21 protein-coding genes and 2 pseudogenes are annotated in these 19,492 nt (G+C 74.2%); 12 read left to right on the top strand and 11 right to left on the bottom strand.

Annotated features, from left to right (window positions below):
• Positions 1–45: 45 nt before the first annotated feature.
• The 4 genes from HCN52_RS03825 to HCN52_RS03840 form a co-directional block, all read right to left on the bottom strand.
• On the bottom strand, positions 46–486 hold the full coding sequence (locus tag HCN52_RS03825; RefSeq protein WP_168086925.1) for a hypothetical protein: 441 nt from the start codon (positions 484–486) through the stop codon (positions 46–48).
• Positions 487–820: 334 nt separating this feature from the next.
• A complete protein-coding gene (locus HCN52_RS03830) occupies positions 821–1,018 on the bottom strand; it encodes a hypothetical protein (protein WP_168086911.1) in 198 nt (65 codons plus the stop codon).
• 72 nt (positions 1,019–1,090) lie between these two features.
• Complete coding sequence (locus HCN52_RS03835) at positions 1,091–1,459, bottom strand: DoxX family protein (RefSeq protein ID WP_168086926.1); 369 nt, start codon at positions 1,457–1,459, stop codon at positions 1,091–1,093.
• Positions 1,460–1,565: 106 nt separating this feature from the next.
• Positions 1,566–2,189: a cupin domain-containing protein gene (locus HCN52_RS03840; RefSeq protein ID WP_168086927.1), complete on the bottom strand. Its 624-nt coding sequence runs from the start codon at positions 2,187–2,189 to the stop codon at positions 1,566–1,568.
• 96 nt (positions 2,190–2,285) lie between these two features.
• Between HCN52_RS03840 and HCN52_RS03845 the strand changes: the two genes are divergently transcribed.
• Entirely contained in the window at positions 2,286–2,846 is a 561-nt protein-coding gene (locus HCN52_RS03845; RefSeq protein ID WP_168086928.1) for a TetR/AcrR family transcriptional regulator, read from the top strand.
• A 387-nt stretch (positions 2,847–3,233) separates the two neighbouring features.
• On the opposite strand, the gene HCN52_RS03850 is transcribed toward HCN52_RS03845, so the two are convergent.
• Both HCN52_RS03850 and HCN52_RS03855 read right to left on the bottom strand, forming a co-directional pair.
• Positions 3,234–3,842 (bottom strand): DUF4232 domain-containing protein, encoded by a 609-nt coding sequence (locus HCN52_RS03850; RefSeq protein WP_168086929.1) that lies wholly within the window; start codon positions 3,840–3,842, stop codon positions 3,234–3,236.
• A 682-nt stretch (positions 3,843–4,524) separates the two neighbouring features.
• Positions 4,525–5,868: an MFS transporter gene (locus HCN52_RS03855; protein ID WP_168086930.1), complete on the bottom strand. Its 1,344-nt coding sequence runs from the start codon at positions 5,866–5,868 to the stop codon at positions 4,525–4,527.
• Between the two features lie 187 nt (positions 5,869–6,055).
• Between HCN52_RS03855 and HCN52_RS03860 the strand changes: the two genes are divergently transcribed.
• The 7 genes and pseudogenes from HCN52_RS03860 to HCN52_RS03890 all read left to right on the top strand — a co-directional run bounded on the left by HCN52_RS03860 (position 6,056) and on the right by HCN52_RS03890 (position 11,848).
• A complete protein-coding gene (locus HCN52_RS03860) occupies positions 6,056–6,373 on the top strand; it encodes an ATP-binding protein (RefSeq protein ID WP_168086931.1) in 318 nt (105 codons plus the stop codon).
• A 170-nt stretch (positions 6,374–6,543) separates the two neighbouring features.
• A complete protein-coding gene (locus HCN52_RS03865) occupies positions 6,544–7,005 on the top strand; it encodes an ester cyclase (protein WP_168086932.1) in 462 nt (153 codons plus the stop codon).
• Between the two features lie 390 nt (positions 7,006–7,395).
• Positions 7,396–7,941: pseudogene (locus HCN52_RS26340) on the top strand (DnaB-like helicase C-terminal domain-containing protein); the annotation flags it as partial.
• Positions 7,942–7,990: 49 nt separating this feature from the next.
• A pseudogene (locus HCN52_RS25855) lies at positions 7,991–8,512 on the top strand (DnaB-like helicase C-terminal domain-containing protein); the annotation flags it as partial.
• A gap of 39 nt (positions 8,513–8,551) precedes the next feature.
• Positions 8,552–8,953 (top strand): hypothetical protein, encoded by a 402-nt coding sequence (locus tag HCN52_RS03880; RefSeq protein ID WP_168086934.1) that lies wholly within the window; start codon positions 8,552–8,554, stop codon positions 8,951–8,953.
• 617 nt (positions 8,954–9,570) lie between these two features.
• The gene (locus HCN52_RS03885) at positions 9,571–10,347 is read left to right on the top strand and encodes a ricin-type beta-trefoil lectin domain protein (RefSeq protein ID WP_168086935.1); all 777 of its coding nucleotides are present in this window, start codon (positions 9,571–9,573) and stop codon (positions 10,345–10,347) included.
• 340 nt (positions 10,348–10,687) lie between these two features.
• On the top strand, positions 10,688–11,848 hold the full coding sequence (locus HCN52_RS03890) for a PP2C family protein-serine/threonine phosphatase (RefSeq protein WP_168086936.1): 1,161 nt from the start codon (positions 10,688–10,690) through the stop codon (positions 11,846–11,848).
• Positions 11,849–11,894: 46 nt separating this feature from the next.
• Here HCN52_RS03890 and HCN52_RS03895 read toward each other — a convergent pair whose 3' ends face one another.
• Positions 11,895–12,806, bottom strand: a complete 912-nt coding sequence (locus HCN52_RS03895; RefSeq protein ID WP_168086937.1) for an SDR family oxidoreductase — start codon at positions 12,804–12,806, stop codon at positions 11,895–11,897.
• A 101-nt stretch (positions 12,807–12,907) separates the two neighbouring features.
• Here HCN52_RS03895 and HCN52_RS03900 point away from each other — a divergent pair, with 101 nt between their 5' ends.
• Positions 12,908–13,768 carry a helix-turn-helix transcriptional regulator gene (locus tag HCN52_RS03900; RefSeq protein ID WP_168086938.1) on the top strand — a complete coding sequence of 287 codons (861 nt, stop codon included), beginning with the start codon at positions 12,908–12,910 and terminating at the stop codon, positions 13,766–13,768.
• A 415-nt stretch (positions 13,769–14,183) separates the two neighbouring features.
• Here HCN52_RS03900 and HCN52_RS03905 read toward each other — a convergent pair whose 3' ends face one another.
• Together HCN52_RS03905 and HCN52_RS03910 are read right to left on the bottom strand one after the other, a co-directional pair.
• Positions 14,184–14,768, bottom strand: coding sequence for a restriction endonuclease (locus HCN52_RS03905; protein WP_312876524.1), 585 nt, complete (start codon positions 14,766–14,768; stop codon positions 14,184–14,186).
• 119 nt (positions 14,769–14,887) lie between these two features.
• Entirely contained in the window at positions 14,888–15,097 is a 210-nt protein-coding gene (locus HCN52_RS03910; protein ID WP_168086940.1) for a hypothetical protein, read from the bottom strand.
• A gap of 291 nt (positions 15,098–15,388) precedes the next feature.
• Between HCN52_RS03910 and HCN52_RS03915 the strand changes: the two genes are divergently transcribed.
• Complete coding sequence (locus HCN52_RS03915) at positions 15,389–15,847, top strand: DUF1801 domain-containing protein (protein WP_168086941.1); 459 nt, start codon at positions 15,389–15,391, stop codon at positions 15,845–15,847.
• Positions 15,848–15,928: 81 nt separating this feature from the next.
• Here the strand turns inward: HCN52_RS03915 and HCN52_RS03920 are convergent, their stop codons facing one another.
• Both HCN52_RS03920 and HCN52_RS03925 read right to left on the bottom strand, forming a co-directional pair.
• Positions 15,929–16,339, bottom strand: a complete 411-nt coding sequence (locus HCN52_RS03920; protein WP_168086942.1) for a VOC family protein — start codon at positions 16,337–16,339, stop codon at positions 15,929–15,931.
• 47 nt (positions 16,340–16,386) lie between these two features.
• On the bottom strand, positions 16,387–16,806 hold the full coding sequence (locus tag HCN52_RS03925) for a helix-turn-helix transcriptional regulator (protein ID WP_168086945.1): 420 nt from the start codon (positions 16,804–16,806) through the stop codon (positions 16,387–16,389).
• Between the two features lie 359 nt (positions 16,807–17,165).
• On the opposite strand from HCN52_RS03925, the gene HCN52_RS03930 reads away from it, so the two are divergent.
• A complete protein-coding gene (locus tag HCN52_RS03930; protein WP_168086943.1) occupies positions 17,166–18,221 on the top strand; it encodes a tetratricopeptide repeat protein in 1,056 nt (351 codons plus the stop codon).
• 44 nt (positions 18,222–18,265) lie between these two features.
• Positions 18,266–19,306, top strand: coding sequence for a polyprenyl synthetase family protein (locus tag HCN52_RS03935; RefSeq protein WP_312876525.1), 1,041 nt, complete (start codon positions 18,266–18,268; stop codon positions 19,304–19,306).
• Positions 19,307–19,492 lie beyond the last annotated feature (186 nt).

The raw sequence follows: 19,492 nt of genomic DNA on the forward strand, positions 1-19,492 counted from the left end.
CGTGGCGCGATGCGTCGGTCGTCGTGGCGAAGGGCGTGGGCGGCCTCACCGTCCGCCGAAGGCCTCGCGGCATGCGGTGGCGAGGTCGGCGTCCAGCCAGCCCTGCCCCATGTCGCAGACGGCGCCGGGGTCGAGCCCGACGGCGGGTGGGACGGACCCGGCCGGCGCGTCGGCGTCCGGGTTGCCCGGTAGCGGCCGGGCGGGCGCCGGTAGTGGTGAGCGCGTGGTTGTGGGCTCCGGCTCGGACTCCGGGGCGGTGGGAGGCCGGGCGGGTGTCGGCGGGACGGGCCGCTCCTCGCGCGCTTCCTCCAGCACGGGGGTGGTCTCCTCGATCGGGTCGGGCACGGGGATGGCCGGGACGGCTTCGGCGGCCGGGCGCGGCGAGCTGCCGGCCGGGGATTGGGAAGGCAGCGGCTGCACGGTGGTGCATCCCGAGAGCGCGACAGCGGCCAGCGCGATCGCGAGGGCGGTGGAACGGTGGCACATCGGGCGATCGTCGCATCGGCAGGGCCGGTTTGCCCCATGGTGACGGTGGCGGACCGGTTGCTTGCCGCCGCGGCCCGGTAGCTGGCGATTCGTGACCACCGCGTGAACGGACCGGTTCTTGGCCATCCCTCCCGACGAACCGGTGGCGACGGCGTACGCCGGTGGATGGTTGCCGATGGCCGCCGTGAAACGTGGTGCGCGGCGGACGCACCGGGTGCGGTCGCCGGGCGGCCGGGGGCGGCGAGGCCCCGCTGTCGCTTGCCGGAGCTCACCCGGGATGTGTCCGGCCGATCAGGCGTTGGCCTATCGGGCAATCGCGTTGTGACAGACGCGCTCAGGTGCGCAGCCAGACAACGAGGGCTGCTGCGGTTGGGGCGCCCAGGAGGACGCAGCCGTGCTTGTCATGGCGGGTTGCCACGGCTCTGGCGTGCCTGAGCCGGGGGACAGCCCGTTCGACGGTGTTGCGGCTCTTGTGCCGTCCGTTGTCGACGCCGGGGGTGCCGTCTGCCGCGTCCCCGTTGGGGCGGAGCATGCGCCGGATTCCCCGCCCCGTGTCCGCATCGACGACACTGCGGCGCAGCAGTCACCTGATCGGCGGACAGGTCTAGCCGAGGACGACGAGCGTGCCGACGACGGCGCTCGCCACGGAGGCCGCGCCAAGCCCTACCGCGGCCGCGGGGCTCTCGCCGCGGCGGACATGACTCGCCCCCGCACCGATCATGAGTGCGACGAGGCCGGCCGCGGCGAGCGGGGTCAGGATCGGGAGCACGTCGGTGGCGAGCGGCAGCACGAGGCCGAGCGCTCCGGCCACCTCGGCCGCACCGATCGCCTTCACCGCGGGCGCCGAGAAGTCGTCGACGAACGTCATGCCCTGCGCGTGGAGCGCCGGCTTGCTGCGAATGAGCTTGGTGCCGCCGGCGGCGAGGAAGCCGAGTGCGAGCAGGGTGTTGAGGCACCAGAGGGCGATGGTCACGGATGTCTCCTGGAGGAGGAAGGGTGAGGGGACGGGGCTCGGCGGGGCCGGCGACGGGTGCGACGATCCGTTGTCCGAGGCTGCCCCGGGCGGGAGAGGAGAAGAGTCAGGGAAGGTCGTGGCGGGGCGCGAGGTGGGGATCGAGCCGACGCTGCATCCCGAGTCGACGCGCCAGCCCCGCAGCAGCTCCGACCAGTCGACGCTGCAGCCCGAGCGGTACGCCCACGACCAGGCTGTCCGACGCCTCGATCACCAGGGCGGCTTCAAGGGGGTTGCGCGGCAGGCCCATCCGAGTGGAGCGGCCTTCCGCTTCCCGGCCGAAGCTCGCGCGGAGGGACCGCTCGTAGGCGAGGCCGGGACGGGCGACGAAGCGGAAGACGGCCGGCTGGTCGCCGCTGTTGTAGTAGCGGTGCGCGAGACCGGGGGGCACGTTCAGCGACTCGCCGACGGGAAGCAGCAGCCCCTTCCGGTCGCCGACATCGAAGGAGAGCGGTCCTTCCAGGGTCGTGAACGTCTCCTCGAAGCCGGTGTGGACGTGCAGGGGCGGCCCGTGTCCCCCCACCCTGAGGAAGACCTCGGTCTCGACCGAGCCGTCGCTGCTCTCCTCCGCGGACCGCAGGAAGGTGACGCTGACCCCCATCGCCTCACTGGTGATGGTGCGGGCCAGGCCCGAAGGCGTGTGATCGATGGTCACGGTCCGCCCGGTGAGGGGGATCTGGTGGGTCGGCATACGGGACTCCTGGAAATGGAAGTGATTCCGGTTAGCCGGAGCGTAGCACAAGCGGAATCAATTCCGGTTAGCGTGAAGTCGGTGTACCCTCGCCGCATGACGACCGCCCGCTCCGCACTGCGCGCCGACGCCGCGCGCAACCGTGCGGCCCTCCTGAAGGCGGCGCGGCTCGCGCTCGAAGCCGAGGGTTCGCTGCCGCCGCTGGCCGCGCTCGCCCGCCGCGCGGGCGTCGGGGTCGGGACGGCCTACCGCCACTTCCAGACGGTCGAGGCCGTGCTCGCGGCGCTGGGCGAGGAGGGACTGCGCACCCTGATCGCCACGGTGCGCAGTGCCGCCTCGTTGCCCGACCCGGCACAAGGTCTGGCCGCGGCCGTCGACTCGGTCGTCCGCGGCGCGCTCGACGATCCCGGCATCGCGACGATCCTCGAAGGCGACGAAGGCGGGCCGTCGCCGCTCACGGCCGAACTCAGCGACATCGTCGACAACCTGCTGGTCCGCGCGCGCGCCGCGGGGGCGGTCAGGAGCGAGCTCGGCACCGAGGACATACGACGGCTCGTCACCGGCGTGATCCATGCCCTCCGCAACACACGCGAAGAGTCCACCGTGGCGATCTACGTCCGCGTGCTCGTCGACGGGATCCGCGACTCGTCGCGGTGAGGCGAGGGCCGAAGAGGCCGCCGCCGGGTTCACGCGCGCCCTGTACCGACGGGAATGCTGATCAGAGGTCGGTTCGGCAACCCAAACGGGTGGGGAGCGGCCGGGCCGGCGCCCCGAGCCCTGCGCAGGAGCAGAGGCGAGGAGTGGCTGACGGAACAGACCGGTACCGCGGCCCGCGCGCCCGGGGCCGCCGCTTCCCGACCGGACGCGCGGGAACAACGGGGCAGGCGCCGGGCGGAACGACGATCGCCGGCCGCTGGCGCTCGGGATGACGAAGCAGCTGGGACCGGCGATCGCCAGGGCGCTGGGGAAGGGCCGCCAGCCGGGCCCCACCCGGCCTGCGACGTCGCGACCGGCGCATGCGGAGCGACGGCCCGCCCGGGAGGGTCAGGTCCCGGCGGAGTACATCTGACCGTAGACGGCGGTGCCTTCACAGACCACGAAACCCTCGCTGCCGGCGAACGGCACGTACAGGACAGTGTCGGTGCCGGGGATCTGGATGTTGACCGCCGTGGCGCGCTTCTCGACGCACTCCTCGGCGCGCGCGGTGTAGGAGATGGCGGTGCGGGCCATCGCCTGGCCGGAGACGGTGATCTCCTCACCCGCCGTCTCCCCGCCCGACTGCTGGGCGTGCTCGACGACGTTACCCCGGGCGTCGAGCAGGCTGAGGCGAGCCGGGTATCCGGCGAGGGTGCAGCTGTCACCGGCGATGGCGGAGAACCTCACTTCCGCCGAGCCGCGGGTGCCGTCGACGGAGCCGTGCCAGAGGATGGCCTCGGCCTGGATCTGGGCGGGCGTGCAGTTCTCACTCGATGTCGCCGCGGGTGCGGCGCTGCCGGCCGCGCCCGCGGAGGAGGTCCCGGCCAGGGCGAGTCCCAGCGCGCCGGCGGCCGCAGTGACGGCTCGCACGACGCGGCGTGGTGCTCGGGACGGGAGAGTCGAGAGGTCGGGACGGGGGCGGCGGGAGACCGTGTAGGTCTCGGGCTGGGAGGTCATGGGATTCGCCTGCCCGACACGGCGGGACCACGCCGGGGACGCCGGTCTTGGCCTGATCGGCCGGGTCGGCTCACGGCCTCACCCGTCCCGCGACTCACTCCCGGCTCGGCTCGGCGCCCCGGCCTGCTGTGCACCGGCAGCGGGTGGTGCGCGTGGTCGACCGTCGTCCACCGGTCTGGTGCGGATCGAGCCCCGGATCGGCTTGTGGTGCGCTGTTCGTTGCGGACCGCACCTCCTCGGTGTACCAACCCGGACACCCCGCGGGGTCGCGCCCCGGTCCCGCAGCCGACCCGAGGACACGAAGCGGCGGGGCCCGGCGCGCGAGTCGCCGAAGGGGCCGCCCGGCCAGGGAAATCGCGATGGCTGCCGCGAACAGGAGGGCAGACGCACCGCATCGACCCAGCCCCCTGCCCGACACGACGGCCGCGTGCGGGTGCCTCACCGATGACCTGGCCGGAGGAGCCTCGCGAAGCGGGCAGCCTACGGCCGGCCCGCGGCTGCGTGGATCCCAAGGAGACCAGGGCAAGGATGCATCACGCCTTCGGGGTCAGCGACGGACCGGCGCGGACGCCTCGCAGGCGCCTGTGGTCCCGTTCCCGCGGCGGCACCGGCTGACGGTGGCGCGCCGGGCAAGCGCTCAGAACCCGGCCGGGATGGCCGTGCGGCCGACGGGCTGCCTCGGTCACGGGCGCCGAACGGTCTCCCGCACGCGGGGCGACGCGGCGAGCAGCAGCGCGAGGGCGGCCTGGCCGAGCGCGCAGAGCGCGAGCAGAAGGCCGGGACCGCCGCCGTCCTCGGCGAGGCGCGGGACGATGGCACCGGCCGCCTCGGGCAGAGCCGCGCCGTCCTGGAAGAAGCGGTCGGCCAGGACGCCGCCGAGGATCACAGCCAGGGGGAACGGCCCCTGGCCGAGCAGGCGCCTGGCTCCGAAGACCGTCGCCTGCAGATGCCGGGGAGTACGTTCCTGCCAGACGGCCGTGGCATGGGCGTTGGAGATCTGGACACCCGCCTGGTGCACGAGTTGGGCGACGAACCACACCACCGGCACGGCGACCAGCGCCGGCGTCAACCGGCCGACCAGGGCACCGAGCACGAGAGCGGTGACGATGACGGCGGCGCGGCTGCCGCGGCCCCCGACCGTGAGGACCACCAGCGCGCCGAGCAGCAGCCCGACCGGTCCCGCCACGGTGAACGCCGCGAGGTTCCACTCCTCGGTCCCCGCGGTGGAGGAGGTGACCACGTAGACGGTGACGACCGCCGTGGCCAGCCCCGCGAAGAAGTTGACACCCGCGTAGACGAGCTGCAGCGTCCGGAAACCCGGGTCCGCGAGGATGAAGCGGAAGCCGCGTCGCGCCCCGGCGAACGGACGCAGCCTTCTGTCCCGTCCCGGGCGCTCCGCGGCCGGCCAACGGACGGTGGCGGCCAGAGCGCCGGCCAGAGCGAAGGTGACGGCCTCGAAGGCGAAGACCGCGGCCGGGGCGACCGTGGTGTAGAGGGCGGCGCCGATCACGGGGCCGGAGACCGTGGGGATGGTCTCGACCAGGGAGGTGAGGCCGTTGATGCGGCTCAGGTCCCGCTCCGAACGCAGTTCGCGGACCGTCGCGGACAGCGTCGTGGAGAGAGCGGCCTTGGCGGTACCGGCGAGGAAGACCAGCAGCAGGATCGTCCGGAAACCGTCGCCCTCCGCCGCGGTGAACTGTCCCACCTGCCAGGCGAGCAGCAGCGACACCACGCTCAGCACGGCGTTGCCCAGGCAGACGACGTGTCGCCGGGGGAAGTGATCGCCGACGGCGCCGGCGAGCGGGGCGAGGTAGATCATGCTCAGTGAGCTCGCCCCCACGACGAGCGCGAGCGCGGAGGCGTCGCCGGTTTCGCTGTACACCGTGAGGGCGAGGCAGAAGGCGGCTGCGCTGGAGCCGAGCAGGGAGAACAGCTGGCCGGTCCAGAGAACGCGGAAGGCGCGGGCACCGCCGGTCGACGACGGCTGCTGCGGGGCGGCGAGGCGGCGGTCGACAGGGCCGGTCATCAGGTCCTCGCACGGTCGGGGCTACAGCCGCCGGCGAGCGTAGCGAACCGTGCCGACCGGCGGGGGCGCCCTGCGTCGGTCCGCGCCGCAACATGGAACCACGGCGGTTGGGTAAGCGCCCGCAACCACCCCACCACGATCGACGGGGCCCCAGGGGCTTCGCGCCGGGTGGAGAAAGGCAGGCCCGATGTCCGACCACCATCATACGAACGAACGACGCAGCGCCACCGTTCCGGGGCAGCGGCCACGTCCGGGCAGCCGTGCCGTACGGGCGCGCGCACGGTACGACGGCACCGAGCGGGTAGCGGAAGCGAGGGCACTGGCCAGGCGGTTCCTGAGCACGGTCCAGACCCGTGAGCCGGTCGCACAACCGCGGGACCCGCGACGCATCGGCGGCCACGGCCTCCACATCGTCACCACGCTCTGCTCCGCCTTCCAGGCCAGCCGCAACCACGGCGGCAAGCGTGTCACCGCCACCCTCCCTCTCGTGTCCGCTCCCGGCTGACCGCGCGCAGCGTTCACCGTCGCGTCCAGCGGCCAGAACCGCTTCGTGGATTCCCCGGGTCCCCGACGGCGCGCCGGCGTCCGTGCCGGCGGCACGTCGCGGGCATGCGGCGCCCGGGAGCGGAAAGGCGCCCCCGCACGCAGTGCCCACTCAGCCGAGGAAGCGAGACCATGAGCGAGTTCATCTCTCCGGACGATCCTGCCCACGACGACCGTGCCCGCGCGCTGGTGCGCATCGGACACGAAGCGATCGCCGTCGCCAACGACGCGCTGCTCGACGAGTACTTCGCCGAGGATTTCGCCTTCCACGGTCCTGCCGGTGACATGACCTACCCGCAGCTGCGGGCGTTCTTCGCCTCGATGCGAGCCGCTTTCGAGGGCTTCTCGTGCGAGCGCCGGACGCTGGTGAGCGAGGGCGACTACATCAGTGCGCGGACCAGCATGGCGGGACGGTTCACCGCGCCGTTCGACGCCTCCCCGCTCGGTACCCTGCCTCCCACGGGGAAGCCGATGCGGCTGGAGCTGATCAACGTCTTCCGTTATCGCGACGACGGGAGACTGGCGGAGGAGTGGGTCCAGTACGACAATCTCGCCTTCCTGCGGCAGCTCGGCGTCGATCTCGTCCCGCGCTGATGCTCGGGCCGCCGTGAGGCGGTACCGCATACGTCGCCGACGTCGGTCGAGGCCATGCCCTGGTGGGGCCTCGGCCGGCCCCGGGCGGTTCGCCGCCGCGTACCGGACGGCCCACGGCTTTCCGCCCTCCCGGGCCCTGCACCAGCCGCCTGTCGCCCACCACCGTGAGCGGTGCAGTCGCACGGCGGCTGTCGCGAGCGGCGCTCAGGTGCGGTGGGACGCCGCGTGGTGGGCGCCCGCCGTGGCGGTGGGACGGCAGGCGGTCGGACTCCCGGCGCGGGCCGTGTGGCGACGTGACCCGGGCTGCGGCGCACCCGTTGTACGCGTAGGACCGAACGAGGAGCCATGAGGGACCACGCCGGCCCCGAGCCCGCCACCGACCCGGTCGAGATGCCACCGAACCTGCCGTGCGGGTCGACCGTCGCCGCTCCGGAATGCGGTGACATCGGCGACGACGAGGACCGGCACCAACCGGCCGTGCTGGGTGCGGGGCCGACGCGCCGCGTGCTGCGGTTGGTGGCGGCACAGCGCGAGGGGCAGCCCTGGCCCCGGACGGGGCTGGCCGAGTTGGACCGGCTGACCGGTGGTCTGGCACCCGGCACGCTGACGGTCATCGCCTCCCGTCCCGCGATGGGCCGTTCCACTCTGCTGACGGACGTCTGTCGCCACGTCGCCCTGCAGCAGCGGCGGCCGGTGTGGCTGTGTTCGTTGGAGGAGAGGGACGAGGTGACGACCCGTGTGCCGGCTGCCGAGAGTTCGGTGCCGCTGCGGCACCTGCACAGCGGTTCGACGACCGAACGGGAGGAACAGCGCCTGGCCCGGGCCGTGGTCGACATCGATGCGGCGCCTCTTCGGGTCTCCGCGCCTGTCGCGCTGACACTCCGGGAGTTGGCCGTGCAGGCGCGGCGTCTGCACGGAGAACAGGCGCTCCGCCTGCTGGCGGTCGACGGTCCGGACGAGCTGCTCCTCGCAGCGGGACGCCCCCCGAGCCGGAGAGGGCGCCGAGGTCCTGCGGGCACTCCGCCGACTGGCGCGGGGGTTGCAGATCCCGGTCGTGGCGACGGCTGCTCTCGATCAGTCGCGGGCGCCCGACCGCCGCCCGGCGCCGACCGACCTCCGGGAATCCGACGGGGTGTTGCGCACTGCCGATCTGGTGCTCCTGCTGCACCGGGCGGACGCCTACCGGCAGCGGATGCCGCTCGCCGGTGAGGCCGAACTGACGCTCGCCAAGCACCGGCGCGGTCTCACCGGCCGCCTCGTCATCGCCCACCAGGGGCACCGGGGCCGGTTCGTGGACGTTCCCGACGGCCCCCGGTTCAGCGCCCACGGCGCCGAGGAGACGATCGAGGACGGCGTGGCGGACACCCACCCCGGCGGACGGCTGACCTCTCGTCCGGACGCCGTCGTCCGCTCCGAGGACACCCACGGGGCCGCCGGCGTCGCGGAGGGGCCGACCACCCCTCTCCTTGGCATGCCGCCCCGGGCCGTGACGGTTTCGCACAACTGATCGTGCACGCTTTGTCCGGACGGGGGTAGGTGCACCGTCATGTACGAGGACGATGTGGTGGAACTGGCGATAGAAGCGGACAGCGTCCGCCAGCAGATGACCGACGGGGCGCTGTCGGTGGACGCGGGTGACCGGGCGGCGCTGAGCTCGGTCCGCCGCATGTGCAGCCTGGGGTACAGCGCCGCTGCGCCGGAGAACTTCGACGAGTACCTCGCCCTGGATCTGCGGCGCGCGGCGCGCTGCTCGGGGCACGACCCCGCCCAGAAGCCGGTGGGGACCGTGATCCGCCACGCCGCCGAACTCGTGGAGTCGGGGCGGAACCCGCACGCCGTGCTCAACGCACTCACACCGCTGGTCGAACCGGCCACCGTCGAGAAACCTGCGGCCGGCGCCGGCCCCGACCCCCGAGAGGTCCCCGCCCCGCTCGACGAGCCGGGCTGACGCTCCGTCGTCGTCCGCGGGCGGAACGGGGCAGCGGGGCAGGTCCCCGCTGCCCCGTTCGGCCGCGCGGGGGCCACGAGTGTCGTTCCGGCGCGCGACCTCTGCGGCCGGGCCCCTGGCGAGGGGCAGCGCACTGCCGGTGCCGCCGGTATCGGGGCCCACGATTGATGGGACTCCATGCGGTCCTCGTCGACCCACCGGGTGTGTCGGCCGGTGGGGTCGACGAGGACCGCATGGAGTCCCGCTCGGCGTACGGCGACGATCACCCGACCGCCGGCACGGGCCCCCGATCAACGACGGTCACAGCGCCCCGGTGGGGCCCACGAGATCGATCCCGTACGGCGCGCGTAGGGCCGCCGCCGCGGCTCCGACGACGGAGGCCCGGTTGCGAACCGTGACCGGACCGGCGTCCGGAGGGGGACGACGGCAGCGCAGCGGCGGGGCGGGCCGCCACGGATCGGGCTGGGCCCGTGCGTCGTGGGGGCGTGGCGGGGACGTCCGCCGAACCGGATCGCTACTTTCCGCAACGGAGTCGCCACGCCCTCCACCGCCGGAGCGATGTCCCGCACCAGGCTCGGACGCCAGCTGAGATGAACGCGACGTGCCGGATCGTTCGCATGAGCTGTCACCTTCCGGAGGGGAACCATGACGAACCGACTGGCCCGTTCACTCCTGCTGCCCCTGGCAGTGCTCGCGACCCTCTTGGTGGGAGCGGCCACCGCGGTGGCGTCGCCCGGCACCGCCGCGGCCCAGCAGTCCGACGACGGCGCCCCGGCGCCGCTCAACGCGCCCACCGTCCCGAAGTACTTCCCCGGGATCGGGGGCGGGCCGTACAGCATCGCGTTGCAGGCCGCCTACGCCACCGCCTACGGGGCCGCCGCCAACGAGGGCTATCCGGCCGCCACCTGCCGTCTCTCGGCGGGACCCGTGGCCCACCAGAACAACCAGACCTACTTCCAGGTCATGCTGGAGATCTGCTGCACGCCGCCGGCGGGCGCGGGGCCGGCGCGATCATCGGTGTCCACTCCGGCCGGTGCATCGACGTCCGCGGCGGCACCGCCCGCGAGGGGACTCCCGTACAGCTCTACGACTGCAACGGCACGGACGCGCAGCGATGGAGCTTCCACGCCGACGGCACGGTCCGCGCCATGGGCCACTGCATGGACGTGCATCGCGCCCACACCGCGAACAACACCTACGTCGGCCTGAACCGGTGCCACGGCGCGGACAACCAGTGCTGGGAGCGGCTGCCGAACGGCAGCCTGCGCAGCGTCCACTCCGGCAAGTGCCCGGACGCGCCCGGTTTCGGCACCCACAACGGGCACCACCTCGTCATCCGGGACGGCAGCGGCGCGGCGAACCAGCTGTGGCGCGGCCCCGCCATGGAGTCCTGAGCGACGGACGGCCGGGCGGCCGGGGGGCCGCTGCGTCCAGCACCGAGCGGTCGACTCCCACGCCGAGGCCCGGGATCCGGCAACAGACCGACGGGGCGGTGGCCCACGACATCGGCGGAGCCGACCATGCGGCGACTCGGGCCGATGGGCCCGCACACGCCGCGGACGTCTCCCTGTCTCCCTGCCCCGCTGTCCCGCTGTCCCGCTGTCCCGCGCTGCGGCTGCCCCGCGACGTTCCGTCCACCGCCCTGCCCCGTCCGCTGCGCCCTCGACCGGCGCACGGCCCGAGGCGCCCGCGCGGAGCCGAGCGGAGCGGCGCCGGTGATGAGACGCTCGGGCTATGCGCAAGCTCCGCGGGCGGTCCGAGGCGACCTTGATTCGACCCGGCAGTGCACTGTTCACCGCCGCGCGGATCCTGCCGTTCGTCGCGATCGTCGCGGTGGTCTCGATCGAGCTCTCCCCCGCGCACTTCCTCTACACGGGCCCGTTCCTCACCCCCGCGCCGGCGCTGGCCGCGCTCACGATGGGGCCCGGGGGAACGGCGGCGGTGGCCCTCCTCGCGGGCGCGGCCAGTTGCGCCACCGCGACCTGGAACCAGGCATGGGGCAGCCAGCAGGTGTACGCGAACCTGTCGGCGCTGCTGCTGGTATCGCTGGCCAGCCTGGTGTCCAGCGCCGCCCGGGCACGTCGGGAGCGGGAACTGGCCCACGTCAGACGCATCGCACAGGTCTCACAGGATGTGGTGCTGCGCCCTGTTCCGGACCGGCTGCCGGGCGCACGGGCCGCGGGGGTCTATCTCGCGGCGGAGGCGGGCGCACGGGTCGGAGGCGACCTCTACGAGGTCCTCGCCACGCGGTACGGCATCCGCGTCCTCGTCGGCGACGTGCGCGGAAAGGGGCTGCCGGCGGTGCGCACCACCGCCGCGGTGCTGGGCGCCTTCCGGGAGGCGGCGCACTACGAGGCCGAACTGGCGGACGTGATGACGCGCTGCGAGGCCGCGCTGCAGCGGGAGATCCGTCGGGCCGAGCAGCTACCGGACGGGACCGGACCGGACGACCCGGCCGAGCAGTTCGTCACCGCCCTCCTCGCCCAGGTACCGACCGAACCGGTCGTGGAGCTGGTCAGTCGGGGCCACCCCCCGCCGCTGCTGCTCAGCGGCGGGGGCGTGCGTTCCCTGGAAGCCGCGGTGCCCCTGCCGCCGCTGGGTCTCGCTGAGTTCCTCGGCTCGACCCCCGCGAGGGCGGAGACCTTCCCGTTCCGTCCCGGCGAGCGGTTGCTGCTCCACACCGACGGGGTGGTGGAGGCGCGTGATCCCGCGCGGAACTTCTTCGATCTCCCGGTCCACCTGGCCGGGCTGGGCCATGACGCACCGCAGCAGCTGGTGGAGCAGATCCGCGCCGCGCTCCTGCAGCACGTGCGGGGGAGCCTGGAGGACGACGCCGCCCTGGTGGTCGTCGAGCGGGAGGCGGCCGGTACCCCCGGCAGGCCGGCGCCTCCCTGACGCGCGGCGCCGGGCGGGCACGGCGCCGTCCCCGAACCGCGCCGACTCAGTCGTCGCCGGGGAAGGAGACACCGGCGAGCGTGCAGGAGACCTGCCAGAGTCGAGCGGCCTCCTCCGGGCTGCGGGCGCCTCGGTAGACGCGCTGCTCGCGCGCCGCGCCGGTGAGACTCCCCCACCCGCGGGGCCCGTAGAAGCGGCCGCCCCGTGCGTCCGGGCTCGTCGCGGCATGCAGAGCGGGACGCAGACCGCCGTCGACGCGCTGTACCGGCCAACCCAGCGGGGCGAGGAGTCGGAACGCCGCGTCGAACGGCGAGCGACCGCCGCCCATCCTGGGCCCGGCGGACTGGAGGTTGGTGGCGGTGAACCCCGGGTGGGCGATGTTGCTGGTGATCCCCCACCCGCGGTCCCGGCTCCGCCGGTCCAGTTCGAGGCCGAACAGCATGGCCGCCAGCTTCGACTGCCCGTAGGCGGGCCACGGTCGGTAGTCCTGCTCGAACTGGAGGTCGTCCCAGCGCATGCCCGTGACCATGGCGGCCGCCAGGGCCGACTGCGTGGTCACCCGGGCGGCGCCGGCGATGAGCAACGGCAGGATGCCGGCGACGAGGGCGACGTGCCCGAGGTGGTTGGTACCGAACTGCAGCTCGAAGCCGTCGACCGTGGTGTGGCGCGTCGGCGGTGTCATGACGGCAGCGTTGTTGACCAGGATGTGAATGGGACGTCCCTCTGCCGTGAGCCGGTCCGCGAGAGCGGCGACGGACTCCAGGGAGGCGAGGTCGAGTGCGCGGGTGTCGGCGGTGCCACCGATGCGTTCGAGCGCCACCCGGCCCTTGGCCGCGTCGCGCACCGGAATCAGGACCTCGGCGCCGGACTGGGCGAGGCGGCGGGCGAGCCCCAGGCCGATGCCGTCGCTGCCCCCGGTGACCACGGCCAGGGTGCCGTGCGGATGTGATGGGTTCATGCGGCGATGCTCGCCATCGGCGCGGCTCCCGGGCAGAGCGCGGTTGTCGGGGGATCGGTGATCCCTGGCTGGGCCGCGTGCGTCGGGCCCACAATGCCCCCATGAATCGTGATGCGCTGGCCGACTTCCTCCGCCGCCGCCGGGAGGGGCTCCGCCCCGCGGACGTCGGTCTCCCTCCGGGAGCGAGACGCCGGACACCGGGGCTCCGCCGCGAGGAGGTCGCCCATCTGGCGGTCATGTCCACCGACTACTACACGCGGCTGGAGCAGCGGCGCGGTCCGCAGCCGAGTCCCCGCCTGGTCGGGGCGATCGGCCGGGCCCTGCGCCTGAGCAACGACGAGCGCGACCACCTCTACCGTCTCGCGGGGCACCACGCCCCCGCCGCTGTCCCGACCGCCACCCGGGCGGCTCCGGGGCTGCTGCGCGTGCTGGAGCGGCTCGACGACACGCCGGCGGTCGTCTTCTCCGACCTCGGGGTGACGCTGGCGCAGAACCCGATGGCGGTCGCTCTCCTCGGAGACACGTCGCGCTGTTCCGGACTCGCCCGCAGCGCGATCCACCGCTGGTTCACCGACCCGGCAGAACGCGCCCGCTACCCGGAGGCGGATTGGGGCCGGCAGAGCCGGGCGCAGGTCGCGAACCTGCGGGCCGCCCACGGCGTGCAGGGGCCGCGGTCACGGGCCGGTGCGCTGGTACGGGCGCTGCTGCAGGAGAGCGAGGAGTTCGCGGAGCTGTGGGAGCGGCACGAAGTGGCGCGACGCTTCGCCGACCGCAAGACGCTGCTCCACCCGGAGGTGGGAGCCATCGAGCTCGACTGCCAGGCGCTCTTCACCGAGGACCGCTCGCAGACACTGCTGGTCTTCACCGCCGAGCCGCGGACCGCGGCTCACGAGACGCTGCGGTTGCTGTCCGTGCTGGGAACCGCCCGGTTCGATCCGGCCGAGGACCGCGGAGGCCGATGAGAGACGGCTCTGTCGCCGCTGGGCCGCGAGTTGCTCGCCTCGGAAGGTTCCCGGAAGGTGTGTGCCGTTTCTGCTCGCGCCGCACCGGGGTCGGGCTGCCCCGGAACGACGTGGTGGAGAGGGGACTGCCGAGTCCTGCCGGGGAGTCCGCGACGCGGGGCCGTGAGGAGCGTCCGGTGATGTGCGCGGACGTTCCCCCCCCTCGCAGCCGGCGGTGCTGCTCGGCTGCGAGGAGCACGCGTGAGGTTCCTCGGCAGGTTCGGGACGGACAGGGGCAGCGCTTCGCGGCGCCGGCGGACGAGTCGGCGTGCCCGTGCTGAACGGCCTCACCCGGCACGTCCGCGGTACCCGGCAGAAGGAGCGCCCGCACTTTCCCCGGGCGGCCGCGACCGGCAGCCGGGCGGGAGGTGGCGGCTCAGCGGGCGGGGCGCGGCGGTGGCACGGCGGGCAGCAGCTCCCACAGCGGCCTGCTGCCGGTGGCCCAGGCGCCCAGCACCCGTCGGTCGACGACGTGCAACCGCTGGCGGCCGGCGAAGACCGCCGCGGGGGCGGTGACGCGACCGTTGGTGACGATCACCGCCACATCCGCCCCGTGCACCTGCCGGGCCGTACCGTTGAGGATCTGGAAGTCCGGCGTCCCCACCGGGGAACCGGCGAGGCCCCGCCGTCGGTGTTTGCACTGGACGACCCAGCGGCGCCCGAAGGGGTCCGTCGCCTTGACATCCGCCCCGAGATCCCCCGCGCCACCGACGCGGACCGCGTCGCGGCAACCGTCGCGCCGCAACATGTCCCGCACGGCTTCCTCGAAACGGGCGTGGTGCAGCGCGTCGAGCATCGAGAGCGCGTCCCCGCCGCTGCCACCCACGGCCGGGGCACGCCGCGGGGAGACTCGACGACTCCCCTGGCGCCGGGTTCCGGAGCAGAGGGTGAGGGCCGCGACCGACGCCGCACCCCACCAGGTGGTGAGCACGATCTCCAGGAGCGCCGTCAGGGCGGCCACGCCTGCGAGGGTGGGCATCGCACGGGCTGCCGCCGACTGCGGTGGCCTGCGCCGGTGCCGCTGCGGGCCCCGCCCGCGGCGGGGCCCGGCCGCTCGCCGCGTCCCGCGCGGGGGGCTTGTCACTGGCCCGCCCTGGTGACGCCGGCAGCCAGCTCACCGACGGCGCTGAAGATCGCCTGCCCCACGGGGGTGGGCGCCAGCACGACCCCCAGGGCGAGGACGAGGACCACGGTCACCTTCTCGTCGTTCCTGCTCCGCGACTGCGTGCGGCGGCACAACCGCGCGACGACGACGGCTGCGAGCAGCACGGTCACATGGACGGTCAGCACTGCCGGACCTCTCCCCACTCCCGACCCCACCGGAACGAGACGACCCACGCGCCTCGGTCGTCCTGTATAGCCGCTTCGGCCCCCTGAACAGCCCGGTGGCCGATCAATGGCAGGAATCAGCGCTATTTGGTCCGAACACGCGCGAGTCAGCGGATGACCGACATGCGTACGACGGGGTACTCAACGGTGCGGTGTCGACGCAACCGGTCAGTTTCGAAGAAGCCTCGGCATCGAGCGAGCCCGTAGTGTCACCGTGGAGCAGCAAGGATCACGCACAGGGGAGTGATGACGATGGGCGGCAGTGTCGATCCGGCGCAGGGCACCGGCGGTTTCTCATCCGAGGAACGCGCGGCGCTGCAACAGCGCGCCGCGGAGCTCAAGGCGGAGGCGGAACGGCCGCGGGGCGGCAAGGCAGCCGCGCAGGAACTGGAGGTGCTGGCGAAGATCGCGGAGATGCCGCCGGCCGATCGGGCGGTGGCGGAGCGCTTCCACGCCGTCGTCACCACCCACGCTCCCGACCTCGCGCCCAAGCTCTGGTACGGGCAGCCCGCGTACGCCCGGCGCGGCACCGTGGTGTGCTTCTTCCGCAGCGGGGACGCCGACAAGGAGCGCTACTCGACCGTCGGCTTCACCACGGCGGCCGCGCTCGACGACGAGAGCGGCCTGTGGCCCACTTCCTACGCGGTGACCGAGCTGAGCGAGGCGGCGGTGGCCGAGCTGACCGAGCTCGTGCGGCGCGCCGTCGGCTGAGCCCGGCGAGGGCCGCCCGCGGCCCGGGTATCGCCCCGGCCCGCGGGGAGGAGGCGCCGACCGCGGGCCGGGGCGGGGCGGTCAGCCGGTCGGCTGGGTGAACCGGATCCGGTTCCCGAACGGGTCGCGGAGACCGCAGTCGATCCCGTAGGGCCGCTCGGTGGGCTCCTCGGTGAACTCGACTCCGCGCTGCAGCAGCGTGCGGTGGGTGCGGTGGCAGTCCTGGGTCGTCAGGACGAGCCAGCCCCCCATCGCCCCCTTGGTCACCAGGGCGCGGACCTGCGCGGCGGTCTCCTCGGACAGCGCGGGCGGACCGGGCTTCTCCAGCAGGATCTGCCGTTCCGGGTGACCGGGAACACTGACGGTGAGCCAGCGCATGAAACCCAGGTCGACGTCGGCGGCGACCTCCAGGCCGAGGGTGTCGACGTAGAAGGCGCGTGCCTGGTCCTGGTCGAGAACGTAGATCTGCGACTGTGCGATTCCGGTGAACATGCGACGACGGTATCCACGGCCCGGCGCGAGCACTTCTCCGGAACTGCTCACTTCCCGCTCGGGGCCGCCCGGCCGTCCTCGCCCTCCCGCGGTCGCTCACCGGAGGGGCCGGACGCCGGACGTGCCCACGCCATCGCGAAGCAGGTGGGAACAGCGAGCGCGCCGCCCTCGCGGCGGAACGCGCGGGGTGACCGGCCGACGATGTCGCGGAAGGTGCGACTGAAGGTGCCCGGACTCCGGAAACCGACCTCGAAGCAGATGTCGGTGACGCCGCGATCGGTGTGGCGGAGGAGGAACATCGCCCGCTCGACCCGGCGGCGCTGCAGGTAGCGGTGGGGCGTCTCGCCGAAGGTGGCGCGGAAGGTACGGGCGAAGTGAGCCGGAGAGACATGGGCGAGGCGGGCCAGCGCCGGCACGTCCAGCGGCAGGGCGTGGTCACGGTCCATGGCGTCCCGCACCCGGAGCATGCGGCGGTTGGAGTCCTCGAGCGCGCGGTTCACCGCCCCATCCCACCACGCCCCGCTGACGGCGGACGCCGCCGCGGGGCTGTCCCGACCGCCGCCCGACCGCCAGCGGTCCCTGCCCACCCGCACCCCGGCCGAACGTCGGGGCGCTGCTCGGGGGTTCGGGGGCGTGCGGCTGCGAAGGCGAGGTGGTCGGGCACGAAGCGCGAGGCCAACCGGGTTGCCTGCGGCCCGGTTTGATCGGCCGGCACCGCCGCACGCCGCCGGGACGGCGAGGTGGATACCGCGTATGCATACGCGGTATAAAGGGAGCGCGGAAGGACTCCTTCCGCAGACCGATGCCTCCAGCCGAAAAGGAATCGATGTACAGCCAGGCCTTCGCCCCCGAGTACCAGGGCGCCCTCACCGCCCTGTCCGTCAACTCCTCCCTGCCCGACGTGCTCGCCGCGGCCACCGAGCAGCTGGCCGAGGCCCGCCGCGCCGGCTCCCCTCTGGAGACGGCCCGCGCCGGCCTGGCCGCCGCCGAGGCGTACCGTCGGCTGGGGCGGACCGAGGAGGCGGAACGCGCCTGGCGGGACTCCTACCGTGCCGCCCGGTCCGCCGGAGACGCCGGCGCGATGGCGTGGGCGCTGTGGAGCGGCGGCACGCTCGCCCGGCAGCGCGGCCGGCTCGTCCTCGCCCGGCGGCTGCTGGGCCTCGCGGCCGACCTCGCCGGGCGCGGCGGCGACGTCGTCGCCCGCGGGTACTCGCTCGCCGGCATGGCGGAGACCGGACGCATCCAGGGCGACTACGAGGCGGTCCGCCGCCTCCACGAGCAGCTGCTCGCCGAGGCCCGGCGCCGCGGGGAGGCCCGCCACACCGTCTGGGCGCTCGAGGGGATCGCGCAGATCCACCGGAACACCGGCGACCTCGACAGCGCGTACCGGCTCTTCGAGGAGGCCGCCGGCATCGCCGCACGCGCGGACGACCACCGGGGCCACGCATGGGCGCTCCGGGGGCTCGCCGACGTGGTGTCGGTGCGGGACGGCGACATGGCGCGGGCGCTCACCCTGCTGCGCGAGGCGGAGCGGACCTGCCGCACGATGGACCTGCGCGGCGCGCTGGCCTACAACCACAAGATGCAGGGCAACGTGCGGTACCGGGCGGAACGCTTCGAGGAGGCGCGGGCGTCCTACGCGCAGGCGCTGGAGGAGTTCCGCGCCATGAGCGAACCGCGCGGGGAGGCGCTGGCGCGCCTCGGACTGGCGAAGTCCCGGGCGCGCCTGGGGCGCGACCGGACGGAGACCGCCGCCGAGCTGGCCGAGCTGGCGGGGACGATGGAACGCATAGGTCTGCGCCATGCGCTGGAGATGGTGCACTTGGCGCAGGACGAGTTCGGGCTCGCGCCGGCGGTCGGCGCGTCGGGGGCCGCCTCGTGACCGGGAGCGGTCCCGCGCTCCGGGAGGCCGAACGACCTGCGCCGGTGACGTCGGCCGACCCGGCGGCCCGCGAGGCTGCTCGACTCCTGGACCGCTGCCGGGCCGAGGTGCGGCCCGACCTGGTCGACGCCGTGGGCAGGCTGCACCCGTGGCTGGCCGAGATGGCGGGGTACGCGTTCGGTTGGTGCGAGGTGGGCGGGGCGGCGAGGCGCACCGCCGACGGGGGCAAGGGCGTGCGGCAGGCCCTCGCCGTGCTGGGCGCCGAGGCGGCGGGGGCGCCGGCGCGACGCGGCGCTCCGGCGGCGGTCGCCGCGGAGCTGGTCCATGTCTTCTCGTTGCTGCACGACGACGTCATGGACGGGGACCTCACCCGGCGGCAACGGGACACCGTGTGGCGCGCGTACGGCACCGGGCCCGCGGTGCTGGCCGGTGACGCGCTGTTCGCGCTGGCGGTGGAGACCGTGGCACGGCCCCGGGACACGGGGCAGGGTGCGGCGACCGTGCGCATGCTGTCCGGGGCCCTGGGCGACCTGGTGCGGGGGCAGGCCGACGACCTCCTCTTCTCCTCCCGCCCCTGGGCAGGAGAACAGGCCGTCCGCGTCGACGAGTACCTCGCGATGGCCGAGGGCAAGACCGGTGCCCTGCTGGGGTGTGCCGCCGCGATGGGCGCCGCGATGGGCGGGGCGGCGGAGCCCGCGAGCTCCGCGCTGGACCGGGCCGGGCGCAGCATGGGCGTGGCCTTCCAGCTGGCCGACGACGTCCTCGGCCTGTGGGGCGACCCCGCCGTGACCGGGAAGCCTGTCCACGGCGATCTGCGGGAGCGCCGCAAGACCTACCCCGTGCTCGCCGCGCTGCGCTCGGAGACCCCCGCGGGGCGCGCGCTGCGCACGGTGCTGGAGCGGGACGGGGACCCCGCGGAGGCGGCCGCTCTGGCGGAGGAGGCGGGGGGCAGGACCGCCGCACTGGCGGAGGCCCACCGCCACCTGGCCGCTGCCCGGTCGGCCCTCTCCGAACCGACGTTGGGGCCGAGGGCCGTGCGGGAACTGACGGCGCTGGCCGAGTACGCCGTCCGGCGCCACCGCTGACAGCGGGCGGCGGCCGCGCCTCACCCGGCACGCCCCGGCGGCCGCGCGGTCGCTGACAGCGGGCGGCGGCCGCGCGGTCGCGGACGGCCGGGGCGTGCCGCCGCACGTTGGTGACCAGTTCGCTGCCGACCAGCGGCAGCAGCATGCGCGCGTCGGCGCCGACCTCGACCCCACCGGTGGTGCGCA

The sequence above is a fragment of the Streptomyces bohaiensis genome, from assembly GCF_012033785.1.
GTDB classification, from domain to species: domain Bacteria; phylum Actinomycetota; class Actinomycetes; order Streptomycetales; family Streptomycetaceae; genus Streptomyces; species Streptomyces bohaiensis.